We start from the raw sequence: 17,347 nt of genomic DNA, 5'->3' as shown, positions 1-17,347 counted from the left end.
TGTCACCTCTTACATGCGGAACACGCCAAACTTGGTCGGTTGGATTGGTGCATTTAGGGCAGCAGCCAAACTTAAAGCCAACACTTCACGCGACTGAGCAGGATCAATCACACCATCATCCCATAAACGTGCAGAAGCATAATATGGATGACCCTGACGCTCGTATTGATCACGAATTGGCTGTTTAAATTGGTCTTCTTCTTCGGCAGACCAGCTACCACCTTTGGCTTCAATCTGGTCGCGTTTTAAGGTAGACAGTACGCTCGATGCCTGTTCGCCCCCCATCACCGAAATACGAGAATTTGGCCATGTCCACATAAAGCGTGGCGAGTAGGCACGACCACACATGCCATAGTTACCTGCACCAAAAGAACCGCCAATCACTAAAGTCAGTTTAGGTACATTGGCTGTCGCCACCGCCATCACCAGTTTGGCACCATTTTTGGCAATGCCTTCATTTTCGTATTGGCGACCAACCATAAAGCCTGTGATATTTTGAATAAATAGCAGGGGAATGTTGCGTTGGGTACACAGTTCAATAAAGTGTGCGCCTTTTTGTGCTGACTCGGAAAATAAAATGCCATTGTTGGCGATAATTCCGACAGGCATACCATAGAGTTTGGCAAAACCCGTAATCAGCGTGGTACCAAAGCGTGCTTTAAATTCATCAAAACGTGAACCATCGACAATGCGGGCAATCACTTCACGGACATCAAATGGTTTACGTGCATCAGTTGGTACAATGCCATACAGTTCAGAGGCGTCAAATAACGGTGCTTCTACATGCTCTGGTTGTGGGTTTGGCTTTTTGTTTAAGTTCGCCACAATGTTACGGGCAATCGCCAAGGCATGTTCATCATTTTCTGCTAAATGGTCTGCCACACCTGAAAGGCGAGTGTGCACATCACCACCACCCAAGTCTTCACTTGAAACGACTTCGCCAGTTGCAGCTTTTACCAGCGGTGGGCCACCTAAGAAAATTGTCCCCTGATTACGCACAATAATGGTTTCATCTGACATTGCAGGTACATAAGCGCCACCTGCAGTACAGCTTCCCATCACTACTGCAATTTGGGCAATACCCATGCTTGACATACGGGCCTGATTATAGAAAATACGTCCGAAATGATCACGGTCTGGAAAGACTTCATCTTGTAGCGGTAAATAGGCACCGCCTGAATCGACCAAATAAATACAGGTCAGGTGATTCTGTTCTGCAATTTCCTGTGCTCGCAAATGCTTTTTCACGGTCAGCGGATAATAAGTTCCACCTTTTACGGTGGCATCGTTGGCAATGATCATGCAGGTCACGCCATTGACTTGCCCCACGCCAGCAACCACACCCGCAGCAGGTACATCATCCTGATAGACCTGATACGCAGCCAATTGACCAATTTCAATAAATGCAGTGCCAGGATCAATTAAGTGGTCAATTCGTTCACGGGGTAGCAATTTGCCACGGTCTAAATGTTTTTGGCGTGCCGTTTCACCACCACCCAAAGCAATTTTTTGGACTTTTTCTCTCAGGTCATCGACCAATGCTTGCATAGCAGCCTGATTGTTTTTGAACTCGTCGCTGCGAATATTAATTTTGCTCTGTAATTGATTCATGCCAACATCCTTGTCTATTTTTGTGATTTATTCTTTAGGCAGTTTCGTTAAACAGTTCACGGCCAATCAGCATGCGGCGAATCTCTGAAGTACCTGCGCCAATTTCATAGAGTTTGGCATCACGCCATAAACGTCCTGCAGAGAATTCGTTGATATAGCCATTGCCACCCAAAGTTTGAATGGTTTCACCTGCCATCCAAGTGGCTTTTTCTGCTGCATATAAAATTGCACTGGCTGCATCTTTACGTAAACTGCGGCTGTGTTCAGCTTTGTCACATTCTGCGCCTACGGCATAAACGAGTGCTTTACATGCCAGCCAGGTTGAATACATATCGGCAATTTTGCCTTGCATCAGCTGAAACTCACCTAGTGCCTGACCAAACTGTTTGCGCTCATGAATATAAGGAATCACGGTGTCCATGCAGGCATCCATAATGCCTAAAGGACCTGCACTTAAAACAGCACGTTCATAGTCTAAGCCGCTCATTAATACTTTTACGCCATTGCCTACACCACCCAAGACGTTTTCTTTGGGTACTTCTACATTGTCAAAGAATAGTGGATAGGTATTCGAGCCACGCATACCCAGTTTGTCTAAATGGCTGCCATGACTAAAACCAGACATATTTTTCTCAATCAGGAATGCCGTCATGCCTTTGGCACCTGCTTGTAAATCAGTTTTAGCGTACACCACTAAAACATCGGCATCACCACCATTGGTGATCCACATTTTCGAGCCGTTAAGTAAGTAATGATCGCCTTTATCTTCTGCTTTTAGCTTCATGCTGACGACATCTGAGCCTGCATTGGGTTCAGACATAGCCAATGCACCGACATAATCACCTGAAACTAATTTTGGTAAATAGCGCTGCTTCTGTTCTTCTGTCCCATTTCGCTTAATTTGGTTCACACATAGGTTAGAATGAGCACCGTAAGATAAACCAATGGATGCTGATGCACGAGAAATTTCTTGCATGGCAATGATGTGAGCCAAATAGCCTAAGTTGGTGCCGCCGTATTCTTCACTCACGGTCAAGCCAAGTAAGCCCATATCGCCAAATTTTTTCCAAAGCTGGGCAGGGAATTCGTTATCACGATCGACCTGTTGTGCAATGGGTGCAATTTCTTTTGCACAAAAAGCAGAGATTGAATCACGCAGTGTGATTAAGGTTTCATCCAAACCGAAGTCTAAGCTTTGTAAATTCATGTATTCATCCATCCTGAGGTTATATTTGTTGTTCCTAAAACAAGCATTATTGTTGTGCTTAGGTTCTAACATACATCGAAAATTTAAAAAAGTGAACTAAAATTCACAAAATGATTTACAATTCATTTTACCTGGTTGAGAATAAGATATGAGTTATAAAAGATCATCATTGATGCAGGAACGTATGGAACAAAATCGCAATGCGATTTTAGATTCTGCTCGTGAACTTATTGCTCATGGGGGCTTTAAAGAAGCGTCTATACAAGCCATTGCAGAACGCGCAGGCGTGTCTACAGGTTTGGTGTATCGCTACTTTGAAAATAAAAGTCAGATTCTGATTGAAGTTTTATCGGCTGCTATTCGTCGTGAAGTTGAAATTTTGGACCACATTGCGAAGTCAGATTTAACGCCAAAACAAAAATTGCAAAAATCAGTTACAACTTTTGTGAAGCGTGCGATGAACAGCCCCCAATTGGCGTATTCGTTAATGTTCGAGCCTGTAGACCCAGAAATGGAACATGAGCGTTTTCGCAGTAAACAACTGATCAAACAAAGCATCAAGGAAATTTTGGCTGAAGGAAAAGTCAATGGTGAGTTTGATTTTGAAGATTTAAACACTGCAGCTTTAGGTGTGGTTGGATCCATGACCTTTGTGGTGATTGAACCTTTGAATCCTTCTCGCAATGTAATGTTTGATCAAAATTATAAAGATTACTTTGTCAAACAAATTGCCGATTTTTGTGTGAATGCAGTGCGGAAACAAGAAGGAGGGAAATAAGAACAACGCACAGAATAGGCAAAAAAGTAATCGTCGTCATAGAACAATTAATAGTGTTGGAAAACAGAATTACAAAGAATCAAGGAGATCGATTCAATGACACAAGTACGGTTAAGTTATGCCTATGGCACCAGTAATCTGCCTTTGTTAGGTATGACTATTGGTGAAAAGTTTGATCAGGCTTGCCAGCAATATGCAGATCAGGATGCTTTGGTAAGCGTGCATCAAAATGTGCGTCTGACCTATAAGCAACTGCAGCAACAGGTCAATGCCTTTGCCTGTAGCTTATTAAAACTCGGTTTTAAGAAAGGTGACCGCCTTGCCATTTGGTCTCCGAATTGTGTGGAATGGACAATCACTCAATTCGCAGCCTTCAAGGCAGGGGTGATTTTGGTCAACTTGAACCCCGCTTATAAAAGCAATGAATTGGAATTTGTGCTGAACAAGGTTTCCTGTAAGGGTTTGGTTATTGCATCGCAATTTAAAAGCACCAATTATCAGGAAATTCTCACCAAAATTGCGCCAGAGCTGTGTCAGGCAGACAACAAAGTCCTCAATGCTAAGCGATTACCACATTTAAAGCATGTGATTAAAATTGATGAGCAGAGCCATACAGGTATTCATCGTTTTCAGGATTTACTACCAAGTCCAACCACGCACATGCTGAAAAAGCTAGATCAAATTGCCAGTGAATTGCAGTTTGATGAAACCATCAATATTCAATTTACCTCAGGCACGACAGGCAATCCGAAAGGTACCATGCTGACCCACAACAACATTTTAAATAATGGTTATTTTGTGGGAGAGGCGATTCATTTAAGTCCGCAAGATCGTGTATGTATTTCAGTGCCGTTATTCCACTGTTTTGGGATGGTGATGGGCAATTTGGCCTGTATCACACATGGCTCAACCATGGTCTATCCATCCGCAGTGTTTAATCCACTCGATACCTTAAAAGCCATTCAGCAAGAAAAATGTACGGCTGCTTATGGTGTGCCAACCATGTTTATTGCCATTTTAGAGCATGAGCAGTTTGATGAATTTGATTTGTCTAGCTTGCGTACAGGCATTATGGCAGGCAGTCCATGCCCGCAAGAAATTATGCAACGTGTGATAGACCGCATGCACATGTCACAAATCACCATTTGTTATGGCATGACCGAAACAGCGCCTGTGAGCGCACAAAGTTCGACGGATGATTCGGTGGAACGCCGTGTCAGTACAGTTGGCCGTGTGCATCCACACTTGGAAGTTAAAATTGTGGATGAAGATGGCAAAGTTGTACCCCGTGGGCAATTAGGTGAATTATGTGTGCGCGGCTACTCGGTAATGCTGGGCTATTGGGATGAGCATGACAAAACCCAAGAAGTGATTGATGTTGCACGTTGGATGCACACGGGCGACATTGCAGAAATGGACGATGAAGGCTTTGTGAAAATCAAAGGTCGCATTAAAGATGTGGTGATTCGTGGTGGAGAAAACTTATTCCCGAAAGAAATTGAAGATTTCTTATATACCCACGATGCAGTTTGTGATGTACAAGTGATTGGTGTGCCAGATCATCGTTATGGCGAAGAACTGTGTGCCTGTATTATTTTGCATGAACACCATGAATGTACCGAAGAGGCGATTCGTAAATACTGTGCAGAACACATTTCGCACAATAAAGTCCCACGCTATGTACGCTTCTTTAGTGAATTTCCAATGACCGCTTCAGGCAAGGCACAGAAATTTAAATTACGTGAATTTATGCGTGAAGAATTAAATTTAAAGGAAATTGCTTAAGGTCTTTATTAAGACAATAAGCGGTGCATTCGCATGTTATGTTGTCAGTACACACCCTTTATTTCTTGTGTGGAGATAAAGGGTAAATAAAATCAAAAATATAGCGTCTGCTCAATAGTGAAAAGATACCGAAAGTATAAGAGCGAAGCGTAATGATCAAGGATGAAAATGATGACCGTACGTAATGATTGGACCCGAGAAGAAATTCAGCAGTTATATGAACAGCCTTTTCTGGATTTAGTCTTTGAAGCACAGCGTGTGCATCGCCAACATTTTGCTGCCAATACCGTACAAGTCAGTACCTTATTGTCTATTAAAACAGGCAAATGCCCTGAAGACTGTAAATATTGCTCGCAGTCTGCGCATTATGATTCACAGCTTGAAGCTGAAAAACGTATTGCAGTGGATAAAGTCATTCAGGAAGCGAAAGAAGCTTTAGCATCAGGTTCTTCACGTTTTTGTATGGGCGCTGCATGGCGTAACCCACATGAACGTGATATGCCTTATGTGTTGGAAATGGTACGTGAAGTAAAAGCATTGGGTTTAGAAACCTGTATGACTTTAGGCATGCTGAATCAATCTCAGGCAGAACGCTTAAAAGATGCTGGCTTGGATTATTACAATCACAACCTCGACACGTCGCGTGAATATTACCCGAATGTAATCAGCACTCGCAGCTTTGACGATCGTTTAAATACCTTAGACATTGTGCGTCAAACTGGTATGAAAGTGTGTAGTGGCGGTATTGTTGGTTTAGGTGAAGACACCCAAGACCGTATTGGTTTATTGCATGAATTGGCGACATTGCCATTACACCCTGAATCTGTGCCGATCAATATGTTAGTGCCGATTGAAGGTACACCGTTGGCTGAAGTAGAAAAACTAGATGTGATTGAGTGGATTCGTACCATTGCGGTTGCACGTATTATCATGCCAAACAGCTATATTCGTTTATCTGCAGGGCGTGAATCATTATCTGATTCAGATCAGGCGTTGGCATTTATGGCAGGTGCGAACTCGTTATTCTCAGGTGAAAAGCTTTTGACCACACCAAACGCAGGCGAAGGCAAAGACAAACAATTGTTCCAAAAATTAGGCTTAGTGCCTGAACGTGCCAAGCCAACCGTTTCGGAATTGTCGGTAGATGCAATGGCTGTGGCTTAAGCAGATCTTGAAAAAGACTCAGATATTTAATGTCCGTAAATTAAAGAAGAATCATGTGATATGGCAAAAGATTTTCACAGTGCAACTGTGGTTGCAGGCTATGACAGTCATATTCGGAAACTCATTCCCGGATATGAATTGGTACATCAACACATCAATGCAATTTTAAGTAGTCATTTGCCCGAAACAGCACAAGTTTTAGTGGTGGGGTGTGGCACAGGCTATGAGTTGCAGTATTTACTGCAGCAACATCCACAGTGGCAATTTACGGCCATCGACCCATCTTTAAGCATGTTACAGCAGGCAGAAAAAAACATTCAGTCTGTGGCAGGGCATGAGCGAGTACGTTTTATACAGGCAGATACCCACCAATTTGCCCAACAAGCGCAGGTTGAAAATTTGCAGTTTGATGCGGCATTGGCGATTTTGGTGGCGCATTTTGTGCCAGTCGCAGAAAAAACATTATTTTTTCAAGATATTTACCAAACATTAAAACCTACAGCGATTTTATTAAGCTATGATCTGATGCAGCAGACTGAAAATATAGAATTGCGCTGGATGCAGAATTTGGCTTTGGATTGTGGTTTAACTACGACTCAAGCGGAAAAAATGCTTGCACGACTGGCCGATGATTTTCATTTAATTATGGCAGATGCGCAGGCAGCATTGCTTACTCAAGTGGGTTTTCGTCAGTGTAAAACATATTGTCAACTTATGAATTATTATGGTTTTTTTGCAGAGAAATAGTTGATCAATAACATTATTTAGTCAGTAATCTTTGTAGTAAAAGTATCCGCACAAGAAAAGTTAGATCAGGGAAAGAGAAAAAATGTCAGCATATTACACTTTACTCAAACGTGAACAACATGCCGATGGTGGCTGTACTGCGCACTATCGTTGCAACATTCATGCACAAGGCGCGTGGAATCCGCATGAACAACACATGGCACCTGCAACGGGTATTTTGTGTGCAGAACTTGAGCAATTTATGCCGCGTGATGATATGCGAATTGGTCGGGTCGGTTTAGATATTTTTGGCTTAATTGCCTTTGGTGAATTTAGTATCACCACCCGTATGATTCGACCGGGTAAAACCATTGAGCTGATTGAAGCGGAAATGTGTGCTGAAGGAAAAACCTGTATTGTGGCGCGTGCATGGAAAATGAAAACCTCAGATACACGCGCAATTGCAGGATTGGAAGATTTACCGATAGAAAACCCTGAATATTTGCCCGATTGGGATGGCATGCGTTGTTGGCCGGGCGGCTATATTCAAAGCATTGAAACCCGTGCGCATTTAGATCGTCGTGCAGGTAAGGGCATCGTTTGGTTAAGAAACCAATTGGATATGGTTGAAAATCAAAGCACATCTAGTTTTGTGCGTTTATTGGGGATGGTGGATACCGCCAATGGCGTAGTGCCACGTTTAGACCCGAATGCGGGTTGGGGTTTTCCAAATTTAGATTTGCAAATGCATTTACACCGTTTACCGCAAGGCGAATGGCTAGGCTTGGAAGTAACACAACAATATGGTGAAGATGGTATTGGCTTAACGAGTGCAGTTTTGCATGATACTCAAGGGCCATTTGGACGTAGTGAGCAGATTTTAACTTTGCGTCAATTCTAAATCTATTCGATATCAAACAAAAAACATCAGGACGAATTGCTTCGTCCTTTTTTTATTGGCATGCTGTGTGCAGATTATTTCATCTTATTTTATCTGAAAATATTATGCGAATTAGTTTGATTGGTGCAGGGCGCGTTGCACATCATTTGGCTCATGTTTTAAACGCACAGCATCAAATTGTGCAAATTTATAGCCGCAGTCTGGACAAGGCACAGCAGTTGGCTGCACAGGTTGGCGCAGAAGCAATTGCAGAAGTAGAACAATTTCATTCAGATCTAGATTTAGTGATTATTGCAGTGAGTGATCAGGGCATTGCACAGGTGATTCAGGAAGTTCATCGTGATTTAAATCATGTGTTGATTGTGCATACCTCAGGCAGTACTAAATTAGATGTATTGCAACAGCATCATGTACGTTCAGGGGTATTTTATCCCTTGCAAACCTTTAGTTTAGAGCGTGAAATTGATTGGTCAGAAACGCCTTTATTTATAGAAGCTGCATTTGCTGAAGATCAGCAGCTTTTAATGACTTTGGCAAATAGCCTAAGCAAAAGGGTTTATGCCTATACTTCAGCACAGCGTTTGAGTTTGCATTTGGCTGCGGTATTTGCCTGTAATTTTAGTAATTATTGTTATGACATGGCCAAGCAAGTGGTCGATGCTCAGAAAGTAGATTTCAGTCTGCTGTATCCTCTTATTTTGGAAACTGCGCATAAAGCAACCCAAAATGATCCGCGTCAAATGCAAACAGGGCCTGCCATGCGGGGCGATCACAATATTTTAAAAATGCATCAGGACTTATTGGCAGTAGGGCAGCAACATGAACTTGCCAAAGTTTATGCGATGATGAGTCAACAGATTTTAAAGCGGCATCAATCTTAGCCATTTGATGAGATAAAACGAGTTCACATAAAAAATGCTTCCCAGTGGAAGCATTCTTTTCTAGCAGAAATTAGTTAATTTTCTTGAAGATAAAATCATTAATCTTATGACCTGCTTCAATTCCGCGACGTTCAAACTTAGTTTGTGGACGCCATTCAGGACGAGGGTAGCTATTGCCTTTACCCGCCAAGTTTTCTAAACGTGGACGGTTGTCCAATACATCCAGCATCCATTCTGCATACGGTTCCCAGTCGGTTGCTGCATGGAACGTACCACCTAACACTAATTTTTGCTCTACCAATTCCATGCGTTCATGAGCAACAAAACGGCGTTTGAAGTGACGTTTTTTCTGCCATGGGTCTGGGAAATATAACTGCACCGTATCAATGCTATTGTCTGGCATTTCACGCAGTACTTGAATTGCATCGGCATCTAAGACACGTAAGTTGCTTAAACCTGCTGTACCTGCTTCATAAACGCACTGTGCAATCCCTGGAATATGGACTTCAATCCCGACAAAGTTACGTTCAGGATTGGCCTGCGCCATAAGTACCAAAGAACGCCCCATCCCAAAACCAATTTCTACTGTAAGCGGGCGTTCAGGGTGTTCAAAATGTTGACGTAAATCGCCAACAGGATATTCCAAAATTAAGTCGCCGTATTGTTCCAAGGCGCTACGTTGTGACGTATTCAATGGTGAAGAACGGCGCATGAACGTTACAATTTCACGATGCTCGTTGAGGTTGTCCAGCTCGACAACGTGCTGGTCTAATTGATCGTTCGACATAATTTTGGCAAATCTAATAAATTCGAATGCGGTATTTTAAGTCCTGAGCCATTGAAGTCAAATTTTTTCGCTCTTTTTCGCAGCGCCGTGCAAGATTGCGATACATCTGCATCTTTTGAGCATAAAAAATGCCGAATCATTAAGATTCAGCATTTAACATCATCAACGGTATTTTAATACAATAATTACGAATGGGTACTGTATTGATCAATTAAGGTATGACTGGCCTCATTCAATCCAATAATATGCACTTTAATTTGTTGGGCTTTAAATTTGTTCACCACGCTATTCAGCATATTTACAGAGGTAATATCCCAAATATGCGCATGCGTTAAGTCGATGGTGACATTGCTAATATCTTCTGAAAAATCAAAAAACTGATAAAACTTTTCTGAACTGCTAAAGAAAATTTGCCCTGAAATCACATATTGGCGGGTATGTTCGCCCAATAAAAACGAACTGACTTTAACTTCACTTTCCAGTTTATTCACCAAAAATAAAGCAGAAAGCAGTACGCCAACAAAAACACCCAAAGCAAGGTTATGGGTAGCTAACACCACAATCACCACAGCTAACATGACTATATTGCTTTGTTTCGGATGCTTTTTAAAATTACGGATGGAATCCCAGTTAAAAGTCGTGAATGACACCATAATCATAATCGCAACCAAGGCTGCTATAGGAATATATGCCAACCAATCTTTGAGAAAAACCACCAAGCACAGCAAAAATACGCCTGCTGTAAGTGTAGATAGCCGTGTACGCGCCCCAGAACTGACGTTGATAATAGATTGCCCAATCATGGCACAGCCTGCCATACCGCCCATAAAGCCACTAACAATATTGGCATAACCCTGACCACGACATTCCTGATGCCGATCTGCTTCTGTGCCTGTGGCTTCATTGACAATCGTAGTGGTCATCATGGTTTCGAGTAAACCGACTGTGGCTAAGGTCATGGCATAAGGAAAAATAATAAATAAAGTTTCAAAATTCAGTGGAATGTCAGGCACTAGAAAAATAGGCAGCGTGTCGGGAAATTGTCCCAAATCGCTTACGGTACGCATATCTGCACCAAGTAATAAAGCAACCACACTCAGCACAATAATGCAGACCAAAGGCGAGGGAATGCTTTTACCAATTTTAGGAATGTATGGAAACAGATAGACTACCGCTAAACCTAATCCTACAAATAAATAGCCTAAGCCATCCATTTTCGATAATTCAGGCAGTTGCGCCACAAAAATTAAAATCGCCAAAGCATTTACAAAGCCATAAACCACCGATTGCGAAACAAAACGCATCAGTTTGGCAACTTTAAAATAACCTGCCACAACCTGAATCAGCCCTGTGAGTACTGTTGCAGCCAATAAATATTGCAAACCATGTTCTTTGACGAGGGTAATCATCAGTAATGCCATAGCGCCTGTCGCGGCAGAAATCATGGCAGTACGCCCACCAAAAAAAGAAATCGTGACCGCAATACAGAACGATGCATATAAGCCGACTTGCGGATCGACGCCTGCTATAGCCGAAAAGGCAATTGATTCAGGAATTAATGCCAAACCCACCACTAAACCTGCCAAAACATCGGTGCGGATATTGGAAAACCATTCTTCTTTTTTCAGGCTAATCACAATCTCAATTTCATGAAACTTTAAAGGGCTGTATGTTAAAACATCTAGAGATAAAAAAGCAGGCAAAACAGACTTGAAAAAGCCTGTCTTTTGCAGGATAGTCAAAGCGTAAGGGCTTTTTAAGACATTTACGCTTTTTTGCAATTTATAGGTTCAATCACTTGCAAGTTTGTGACAAGCGATTTACAACAGAGATAGTTATATAACAAGGATCAAATATGAAGCTTTATTATTCACCTGGCGCATGCTCTTTGGCAGCACATATTATTTTAAATGAAGTGAATGTCGATTTTGATATTGAGCGTGTAGATTTAAAAACCCATAAAACAGAAAAGGGTGCCGATTATTATGAAATTAACCCTAAAGGTTATGTACCTGCTTTAGAAATTAACCCAGGTTTAATTTTGACGGAAAACGTAGCGCTATTGCCATTTTTAGCGCAGCAAGACCCTAAACAGGATTTAATTCCGCCATCTGGTTTAGGTCGTGCTAAAGTATTGGAATGGTTGGGTTATTTAAACTCTGAATTACATGACGCTTACTCAGTATTTTTTGGCGCGCCTTTAGATGCAGAAGCCAAAGAAAAAGCCTATGCAGAAATTGATCGCTTGTTGACTTATATTGATCAAGCGATTGCATCATCAGACCATGAATATTTGGTGGATGATAACTTTGGTCCAGCCGATGCGTATTTGTTTGTTATCACTAATTGGTCAAACTATATTGAGCATGATTTAACTCCGTATAGCCATGTGGTTGAAATCCGTAATAAAGTTGCTGCGCGTCAGTCGGTACAAATTGCTATGCGTGATGAAGGCTTGATTCCTTAATCGGCTTTTACTTGCCAGAATCAGATAATAAAAAAGACGTTGAGTTAACACTTAACGTCTTTTTATTTGAGTTGTCGGACTTGGAAAAGACCCTAATGATTATTTAAAGAAATAACCCGTTTCAGGTGAGCTGGCATTCGCCATACGCTTACGTGGCATACGTCCTGCCAAATAAGCTTCACGTCCTGCTTCTACTGCTTTACGCATCGCAGATGCCATTAGCACTGGGTTTTGTGCTGCTGCAATTGCAGTATTCATCAGCACACCATCGCAACCTAATTCCATTGCAATCGCAGCATCACTGGCAGTACCCACACCTGCATCTACCAATACAGGTACTTTGGCATTTTCTTTAATAATCGAAATGGTATGCGGGTTAAGAATACCTAAGCCTGAACCAATTAAACTACCTAATGGCATAATTGCCACGCAGCCCATACTTTCCAATTCTTGCGCCACAATCGGGTCATCGGAAGTGTAGACCATGATCTCAAAACCATCGTCAATTAGCGTGCGCGCAGCTTTTAAAGTTTCGGTGATATTTGGGTAGAGGGTTTTTTCATCGCCCAAAACTTCTAGTTTGACGAGGTTGTGACCATCTAGCAATTCACGCGCCAACATGCAGGTGCGCACGGCACTGTTGGCATCAAAACAGCCTGCTGTATTTGGCAAAATGGTGTATTTTTCTGGTGGAATTACGGAAAGTAAGTTTGGCTGATCTGGATGTTGCCCAATGTTTACACGACGAATGGCAACCGTAACAATTTCTGCGCCACTGGCTTGAATCGCCAAATCTGTTTCGGTTAAATCTTTGTATTTGCCCGTACCCACCAATAAACGTGAATTAAAGGTACGTGAACCGATTTTAAAGGTATCTTGCATGGGTGCTCCGAGTTTAGCCGCCACCAACGGCATGAATAATTTCAATGCGGTCTTGATCGCAAATAGGGGTTTCGGCAAGTTTGCTTTTGGCAATAATTTTTTCGTTTTGCTCCACAGCAAAACGTTTGCCTTCTAAATCTAATGCCTGAATCAGTTGTAACAGGGTCGTGTGAGTGGTCTGTTGTGCTTCGCCATTCAGATAAATTTGCATGACCGAGAATCCATCTTCAAAATTACAAAATATAATTGAGCTTTATTTGGCATATTTCATGGCTTGCCACGCTAAGCTTAGCCAGCCTGCAATCATGAGTGCTCCACCAATTGGGGTAATCATGCCCAAGCCACGGGCTAAATCCAATGCCATGATATACAGTGAACCGCAGAAAAATAAAATACCCAGTTGAATCAGAATAAAACTGGCTTTAATAGGAAGTTGTGGAATTACTTTGGCCAATATGCCCAATGCTAAAAGTCCAAGGGCATGATAGAAAAAATAATCTGTTGCAGTTTGCCACCAAAGCAATTGCGCTTCAGTTGCACGGGCCTTTAAGCCATGTGCACCAAATGCACCGAGCATGACTGCTATAGCTAAATTCAGGGCAGAAATTGCAATCCACATACGCAAATTGACCTATTTAATTTTGCGCTTAACCTTAGCACATTTTTAGGGGCGGGAAAATCTGAGATTTGCCTGCCTGTATGTAGCTGTACCAATTAAAGACAATAAAAAAGGGCAGTTTGCCCAATTTTATTTTTCGATGTGTCTGCATCAATTTGGAGAATGTCAGTTTAGTTTGATGACATTGCCACTTTAATTTTTTCCATGGCATTTTTTTCGAGCTGACGAATACGTTCTGCTGAAACATTATATTCTGCTGCCAATTCATGCAGGGTCGATTTATCATCATCTAACCAGCGACGCTGCAAAATATTACGTGAACGATCATCCAACTGCTCCATAGCTTCATGCAGAGCAGAAGTGCTTTGTTCTTCGTAGTCTTCGTTTTCGACTAAACGTGCAGGGTCGTAACGGTTATCTTCCAAATACAATGCAGGTGCAACATAAGTTGAACCTTCATCGTCATCATCGCCCTGTGCTTCAAAAGCTGCGTCATAAGCGGTTAAACGACCTTCCATTTCCAAGACTTGTTCTGCAGTTACATTTAAGTCATTGGCAATAGATTGTGCTTCTTCAAGCGTCAGTTTTTTGCTAGATTTTTTGAGGCTACGCAAATTAAAGAACAATTTACGCTGCGCCTTGGTGGTGGCAATTTTAACAATACGCCAGTTACGAATCACATATTCGTGAATTTCAGCTTTAATCCAGTGCACGGCAAATGACACCAAACGCACGCCCATATTCGGGTCAAAGCGTTTCACGGCTTTCATTAAGCCCAAGTTGCCTTCCTGAATTAAATCGCCCTGCGGTAAACCATAGCCCGCATAACTTCGTGCAATATGCACCACAAAACGTAAATGCGACATGACCAACATTTTGGCCGCGTCTAAATCTTGATCGTAATAATAACGCTCGGCTAACTCTTTTTCTTGTTCAGCCGTTAAAATAGGAATTTGGTTAACAGTACTAATATAAGCCCCGAGGTTTACCCCTGGTGCAGATAATGACAGGGGCATCAACTGATTGCTGCTGTCACTCATGAGATCTCCTTATAGGATTAGGTAGGTAAAATAACCGATGTCTTTATCTTAATGCCAATATTCTACTTAAATAAGTAAAATTGGTGTAGATATGTAAATCTTTATAGCAATAAGCGGCGAATATTAAGTCATTAAAACAAATGAACAATCAAATAGATGCACTTATTGCGATGATTTTGGCTTGGCAACATCAATCACATAATGAAACTCTGTTGCCGAAATCTGACTTGCTTCACAGCTATGTTGATGTAACTGACAATAACGCGCCACATCTTGCTGGCTATGCGGATCAGATGACTTCAATAAAAACCGTGCAGAATCTGATTGTTTAAGGGCACGTTTTAGCATCAATAAAGGCATAGGACAAGGTTGTCCCATGGCATCAATCACTATGATAGGTTGTTCAGCATCACACAGCATTGAAGTAAAAATTCGCCTTAAAAAACAGAATGATCATACTAGCAAATTCGCTCACAAATCCCAAATAAATTTCATCTGAAGCATCGGGGCTATTCATTGCGCGGCTTACTGCGCATAAGGGCAAGAGAATTGGCTTATTTTGTGAGATATTTGCAATAAAATTTATAGATCAAAATTGTGCTAAGTCACTTAACAGAAATAAAAATTTTCTATTTGTTCAACTCGTTTCAAACTGAACAAGATAAATCAAAAAAAATCTATTAATTGTCATAAAGCCGTGTTAAGCTCGATGCGTATTTAGGATTTTAGATAGACAATCGTTGTTTGTCGCCCTATTACAAATGGATGTAACCGGGATTTTGTTAATAGTTATACAGAATGATTACAAGCTTAGAAATAAAAATATTTTTAAACTTTGTTTGCTCTGCTGTTTGCAACACCGGGTGGTCCTTCTTTTTAATCAATGAGGATTAACTTATGACAGCTCGTGAACAAGGCGTAGTTAAATGGTTCAACGACACTAAAGGCTTTGGCTTTATCCAACGCAATGGCGGCGACGATGTATTCGTTCACTTCCGTGCGATCCAAGGTGACGGCCACCGTTCACTTCGTGACGGCCAACGTGTTGAATTCAGCGTAGTAAAAGGCCAAAAAGGCTTCCAAGCTGAAGAAGTACAGCCACTAGACTAATCACTCGATTATTCTAAAAAAACGCTCCAATCCTGATTGGGGCGTTTTTTATTTGTATTTCTGTTTATAATAGGTCAGTTTTTTGTCTGTATAAGTTCGAGCACATATTTATGTCATCTGGTTTTGAAACCTTAAATTTACATCCGCAATTGAAACAGGCTATTGATGCTTTGGGTTTCAAGGAAATGACGCCAATTCAGCAAAAGGTTTTAAAATTTACTTTGGCTGGACATGATGCCATTGGTCGTGCGCAAACAGGTACAGGAAAAACTGCTGCCTTTTTAATTAGTGTCATCAACGATTTATTGAATAACCCAATTCAAGGGCAGCGTTATCGTGGTGAACCACGTGCATTGGTTTTAGCGCCTACGCGTGAATTGGCTTTGCAAATCGAAAGTGATGCAAAAGACTTAACCAAATTTACCGACTTAAATGTGGTGACTTTGTTGGGTGGTGTAGATTTTGATAAGCAAAAGTCACAACTCAATAAAAACTTTGTCGATATTATTGTTGCGACACCAGGGCGCTTGATTGATTTTGTAGAACAAAAAGAAGTTTGGCTAGATCAGATTGAGTTTTTAGTGATTGATGAAGCAGACCGCTTGCTGGATATGGGCTTTATTCCATCGGTAAAACGTATTGTGCGTTATTCACCGCGTAAGGAACAGCGTCAGACGTTAATGTTCTCGGCAACTTTTAGTTATGATGTGTTGAACTTGGCTCAACAGTGGTTATTTGAACCTGTTACAGTCGAAATTGAACCTGAAAAGAAAACCAATGCCGATGTTGAGCAACGGGTATATATGGTTGCCAAAACCGATAAATACAAATTGCTTGAAGAAATTTTACGTGATGAGCCGATTGAAAAAGTCATGATTTTTGCCAATCGGCGTGATCAGGTGCGTAAGCTTTATGATCATTTAAAGCGTGATGGCTATAAAGTGGTGATGTTGTCAGGTGAAATTGCCCAAGACAAACGCTTAAAAATGCTGGATCAGTTTAAAAATGGCAAACATAACATCATGATTGCAACAGACGTTGCAGGGCGTGGTATTCATGTCGATGGTGTTTCGCATGTGGTGAATTTCACTTTGCCTGAACAGTCAGATGATTATGTGCACCGTATTGGTCGTACAGGTCGTGCAGGTACACGTGGTGTGAGTATTAGCTTCTTGTCGGAAGATGATGCGTTCTATTTACCAGAAATTGAAAAAGCCATTGGTCAAAAATTGCCATTAACACGTTTAGATGGTTATTGCTAATTAACCTGAGTTCGATGAAATCCATTTAGCCTTTTAGCATATTTTGGAAAGTTGGCTTATTGGGATTCAAACAATAAGCCACTACAGCAGCCATGATATTCACCATGAAGTTATTTACCGAACGATG

Annotated in this window: 18 protein-coding genes and 1 pseudogene; 9 read left to right on the top strand and 10 right to left on the bottom strand. The window is 41.5% G+C overall.

The features are described 5' to 3' along the window. Positions 1–9: 9 nt before the first annotated feature. Positions 10–1,611 (bottom strand): carboxyl transferase domain-containing protein, encoded by a 1,602-nt coding sequence (locus FTU71_RS08345; protein ID WP_004971531.1) that lies wholly within the window; start codon positions 1,609–1,611, stop codon positions 10–12. 34 nt (positions 1,612–1,645) lie between these two features. Beyond that, complete coding sequence (locus FTU71_RS08340; protein ID WP_179994072.1) at positions 1,646–2,818, bottom strand: isovaleryl-CoA dehydrogenase; 1,173 nt, start codon at positions 2,816–2,818, stop codon at positions 1,646–1,648. 148 nt (positions 2,819–2,966) lie between these two features. Between FTU71_RS08340 and FTU71_RS08335 the strand changes: the two genes are divergently transcribed. The 6 genes from FTU71_RS08335 (at position 2,967) to FTU71_RS08310 (ending at position 9,053) form a co-directional block, all read left to right on the top strand. Further along, positions 2,967–3,596: a TetR/AcrR family transcriptional regulator gene (locus FTU71_RS08335; protein ID WP_092818464.1), complete on the top strand. Its 630-nt coding sequence runs from the start codon at positions 2,967–2,969 to the stop codon at positions 3,594–3,596. Between the two features lie 96 nt (positions 3,597–3,692). Beyond that, the gene (locus FTU71_RS08330; RefSeq protein ID WP_180111804.1) at positions 3,693–5,381 is read left to right on the top strand and encodes an AMP-binding protein; all 1,689 of its coding nucleotides are present in this window, start codon (positions 3,693–3,695) and stop codon (positions 5,379–5,381) included. Positions 5,382–5,552: 171 nt separating this feature from the next. Then, complete coding sequence (bioB, locus tag FTU71_RS08325; RefSeq protein ID WP_026438316.1) at positions 5,553–6,545, top strand: biotin synthase BioB; 993 nt, start codon at positions 5,553–5,555, stop codon at positions 6,543–6,545. Between the two features lie 60 nt (positions 6,546–6,605). Then, complete coding sequence (locus FTU71_RS08320; protein WP_004971520.1) at positions 6,606–7,292, top strand: class I SAM-dependent methyltransferase; 687 nt, start codon at positions 6,606–6,608, stop codon at positions 7,290–7,292. An 82-nt stretch (positions 7,293–7,374) separates the two neighbouring features. Continuing rightward, entirely contained in the window at positions 7,375–8,172 is a 798-nt protein-coding gene (locus FTU71_RS08315; protein WP_104851802.1) for a thioesterase family protein, read from the top strand. Positions 8,173–8,276: 104 nt separating this feature from the next. Continuing rightward, positions 8,277–9,053: a Rossmann-like and DUF2520 domain-containing protein gene (locus tag FTU71_RS08310; RefSeq protein ID WP_179994073.1), complete on the top strand. Its 777-nt coding sequence runs from the start codon at positions 8,277–8,279 to the stop codon at positions 9,051–9,053. 70 nt (positions 9,054–9,123) lie between these two features. Here the strand turns inward: FTU71_RS08310 and trmB are convergent, their stop codons facing one another. Then, the gene (trmB, locus tag FTU71_RS08305) at positions 9,124–9,840 is read right to left on the bottom strand and encodes a tRNA (guanosine(46)-N7)-methyltransferase TrmB (protein WP_004971514.1); all 717 of its coding nucleotides are present in this window, start codon (positions 9,838–9,840) and stop codon (positions 9,124–9,126) included. Between the two features lie 185 nt (positions 9,841–10,025). Next, on the bottom strand, positions 10,026–11,477 hold the full coding sequence (locus FTU71_RS08300) for a SulP family inorganic anion transporter (protein ID WP_179989757.1): 1,452 nt from the start codon (positions 11,475–11,477) through the stop codon (positions 10,026–10,028). Positions 11,478–11,695: 218 nt separating this feature from the next. On the opposite strand from FTU71_RS08300, the gene FTU71_RS08295 reads away from it, so the two are divergent. Then, positions 11,696–12,307, top strand: a complete 612-nt coding sequence (locus FTU71_RS08295) for a glutathione binding-like protein (RefSeq protein WP_131261343.1) — start codon at positions 11,696–11,698, stop codon at positions 12,305–12,307. 99 nt (positions 12,308–12,406) lie between these two features. Here the strand turns inward: FTU71_RS08295 and FTU71_RS08290 are convergent, their stop codons facing one another. The 5 genes from FTU71_RS08290 to FTU71_RS08270 all read right to left on the bottom strand — a co-directional run bounded on the left by FTU71_RS08290 (position 12,407) and on the right by FTU71_RS08270 (position 15,268). Next, positions 12,407–13,189: a thiazole synthase gene (locus FTU71_RS08290; RefSeq protein ID WP_004971502.1), complete on the bottom strand. Its 783-nt coding sequence runs from the start codon at positions 13,187–13,189 to the stop codon at positions 12,407–12,409. Positions 13,190–13,202: 13 nt separating this feature from the next. Continuing rightward, on the bottom strand, positions 13,203–13,400 hold the full coding sequence (gene thiS / locus FTU71_RS08285) for a sulfur carrier protein ThiS (RefSeq protein ID WP_004971499.1): 198 nt from the start codon (positions 13,398–13,400) through the stop codon (positions 13,203–13,205). A gap of 42 nt (positions 13,401–13,442) precedes the next feature. Beyond that, complete coding sequence (locus tag FTU71_RS08280) at positions 13,443–13,808, bottom strand: DUF423 domain-containing protein (RefSeq protein WP_131261341.1); 366 nt, start codon at positions 13,806–13,808, stop codon at positions 13,443–13,445. Positions 13,809–13,978: 170 nt separating this feature from the next. Further along, positions 13,979–14,848 (bottom strand): RNA polymerase sigma factor RpoH, encoded by an 870-nt coding sequence (gene rpoH / locus FTU71_RS08275; RefSeq protein WP_004971496.1) that lies wholly within the window; start codon positions 14,846–14,848, stop codon positions 13,979–13,981. Positions 14,849–15,010: 162 nt separating this feature from the next. After that, the gene (locus FTU71_RS08270) at positions 15,011–15,268 is read right to left on the bottom strand and encodes a sulfurtransferase TusA family protein (protein WP_180111801.1); all 258 of its coding nucleotides are present in this window, start codon (positions 15,266–15,268) and stop codon (positions 15,011–15,013) included. Positions 15,269–15,745: 477 nt separating this feature from the next. Here FTU71_RS08270 and FTU71_RS08265 point away from each other — a divergent pair, with 477 nt between their 5' ends. Together FTU71_RS08265 and rhlB are read left to right on the top strand one after the other, a co-directional pair. Further along, the gene (locus FTU71_RS08265; protein WP_004648643.1) at positions 15,746–15,958 is read left to right on the top strand and encodes a cold-shock protein; all 213 of its coding nucleotides are present in this window, start codon (positions 15,746–15,748) and stop codon (positions 15,956–15,958) included. A 110-nt stretch (positions 15,959–16,068) separates the two neighbouring features. After that, positions 16,069–17,220: an ATP-dependent RNA helicase RhlB gene (gene rhlB, locus FTU71_RS08260; RefSeq protein ID WP_004971493.1), complete on the top strand. Its 1,152-nt coding sequence runs from the start codon at positions 16,069–16,071 to the stop codon at positions 17,218–17,220. Positions 17,221–17,245: 25 nt separating this feature from the next. Here rhlB and FTU71_RS08255 read toward each other — a convergent pair. Further along, positions 17,246–17,347, bottom strand: a pseudogene (locus tag FTU71_RS08255) (IS982 family transposase); the annotation flags it as partial.

The sequence above is a fragment of the Acinetobacter sp. YH12136 genome (assembly GCF_013418545.1).
In the GTDB taxonomy this organism is placed as follows: Bacteria; Pseudomonadota; Gammaproteobacteria; order Pseudomonadales; family Moraxellaceae; genus Acinetobacter; species Acinetobacter towneri.
Note: the sequence above shows the minus strand (reverse complement) of the source record. Positions and strands in the feature narration are given on the sequence as shown.

Bases quoted from the DNA above. Each gene is read 5' to 3' on its own strand.
- FTU71_RS08320 (WP_004971520.1), top strand. From the start codon at position 6,606: ATGGCAAAAGATTTTCACAGTGCAACTGTGGTTGCAGGCTATGACAGT.
- FTU71_RS08280 (WP_131261341.1), bottom strand. From the start codon at position 13,808: ATGTGGATTGCAATTTCTGCCCTGAATTTAGCTATAGCAGTCATGCTC.
- bioB (WP_026438316.1), top strand. From the start codon at position 5,553: ATGACCGTACGTAATGATTGGACCCGAGAAGAAATTCAGCAGTTATAT.
- FTU71_RS08335 (WP_092818464.1), top strand. From the start codon at position 2,967: ATGAGTTATAAAAGATCATCATTGATGCAGGAACGTATGGAACAAAAT.
- trmB (WP_004971514.1), bottom strand. From the start codon at position 9,840: ATGTCGAACGATCAATTAGACCAGCACGTTGTCGAGCTGGACAACCTC.
- FTU71_RS08265 (WP_004648643.1), top strand. From the start codon at position 15,746: ATGACAGCTCGTGAACAAGGCGTAGTTAAATGGTTCAACGACACTAAA.
- FTU71_RS08290 (WP_004971502.1), bottom strand. From the start codon at position 13,189: ATGCAAGATACCTTTAAAATCGGTTCACGTACCTTTAATTCACGTTTA.
- rhlB (WP_004971493.1), top strand. From the start codon at position 16,069: ATGTCATCTGGTTTTGAAACCTTAAATTTACATCCGCAATTGAAACAG.
- FTU71_RS08330 (WP_180111804.1), top strand. From the start codon at position 3,693: ATGACACAAGTACGGTTAAGTTATGCCTATGGCACCAGTAATCTGCCT.
- FTU71_RS08345 (WP_004971531.1), bottom strand. From the start codon at position 1,611: ATGAATCAATTACAGAGCAAAATTAATATTCGCAGCGACGAGTTCAAA.
- FTU71_RS08340 (WP_179994072.1), bottom strand. From the start codon at position 2,818: ATGAATTTACAAAGCTTAGACTTCGGTTTGGATGAAACCTTAATCACA.
- FTU71_RS08270 (WP_180111801.1), bottom strand. From the start codon at position 15,268: ATGCTGTGTGATGCTGAACAACCTATCATAGTGATTGATGCCATGGGA.
- rpoH (WP_004971496.1), bottom strand. From the start codon at position 14,848: ATGAGTGACAGCAGCAATCAGTTGATGCCCCTGTCATTATCTGCACCA.
- thiS (WP_004971499.1), bottom strand. From the start codon at position 13,400: ATGCAAATTTATCTGAATGGCGAAGCACAACAGACCACTCACACGACC.
- FTU71_RS08315 (WP_104851802.1), top strand. From the start codon at position 7,375: ATGTCAGCATATTACACTTTACTCAAACGTGAACAACATGCCGATGGT.
- FTU71_RS08295 (WP_131261343.1), top strand. From the start codon at position 11,696: ATGAAGCTTTATTATTCACCTGGCGCATGCTCTTTGGCAGCACATATT.
- FTU71_RS08310 (WP_179994073.1), top strand. From the start codon at position 8,277: ATGCGAATTAGTTTGATTGGTGCAGGGCGCGTTGCACATCATTTGGCT.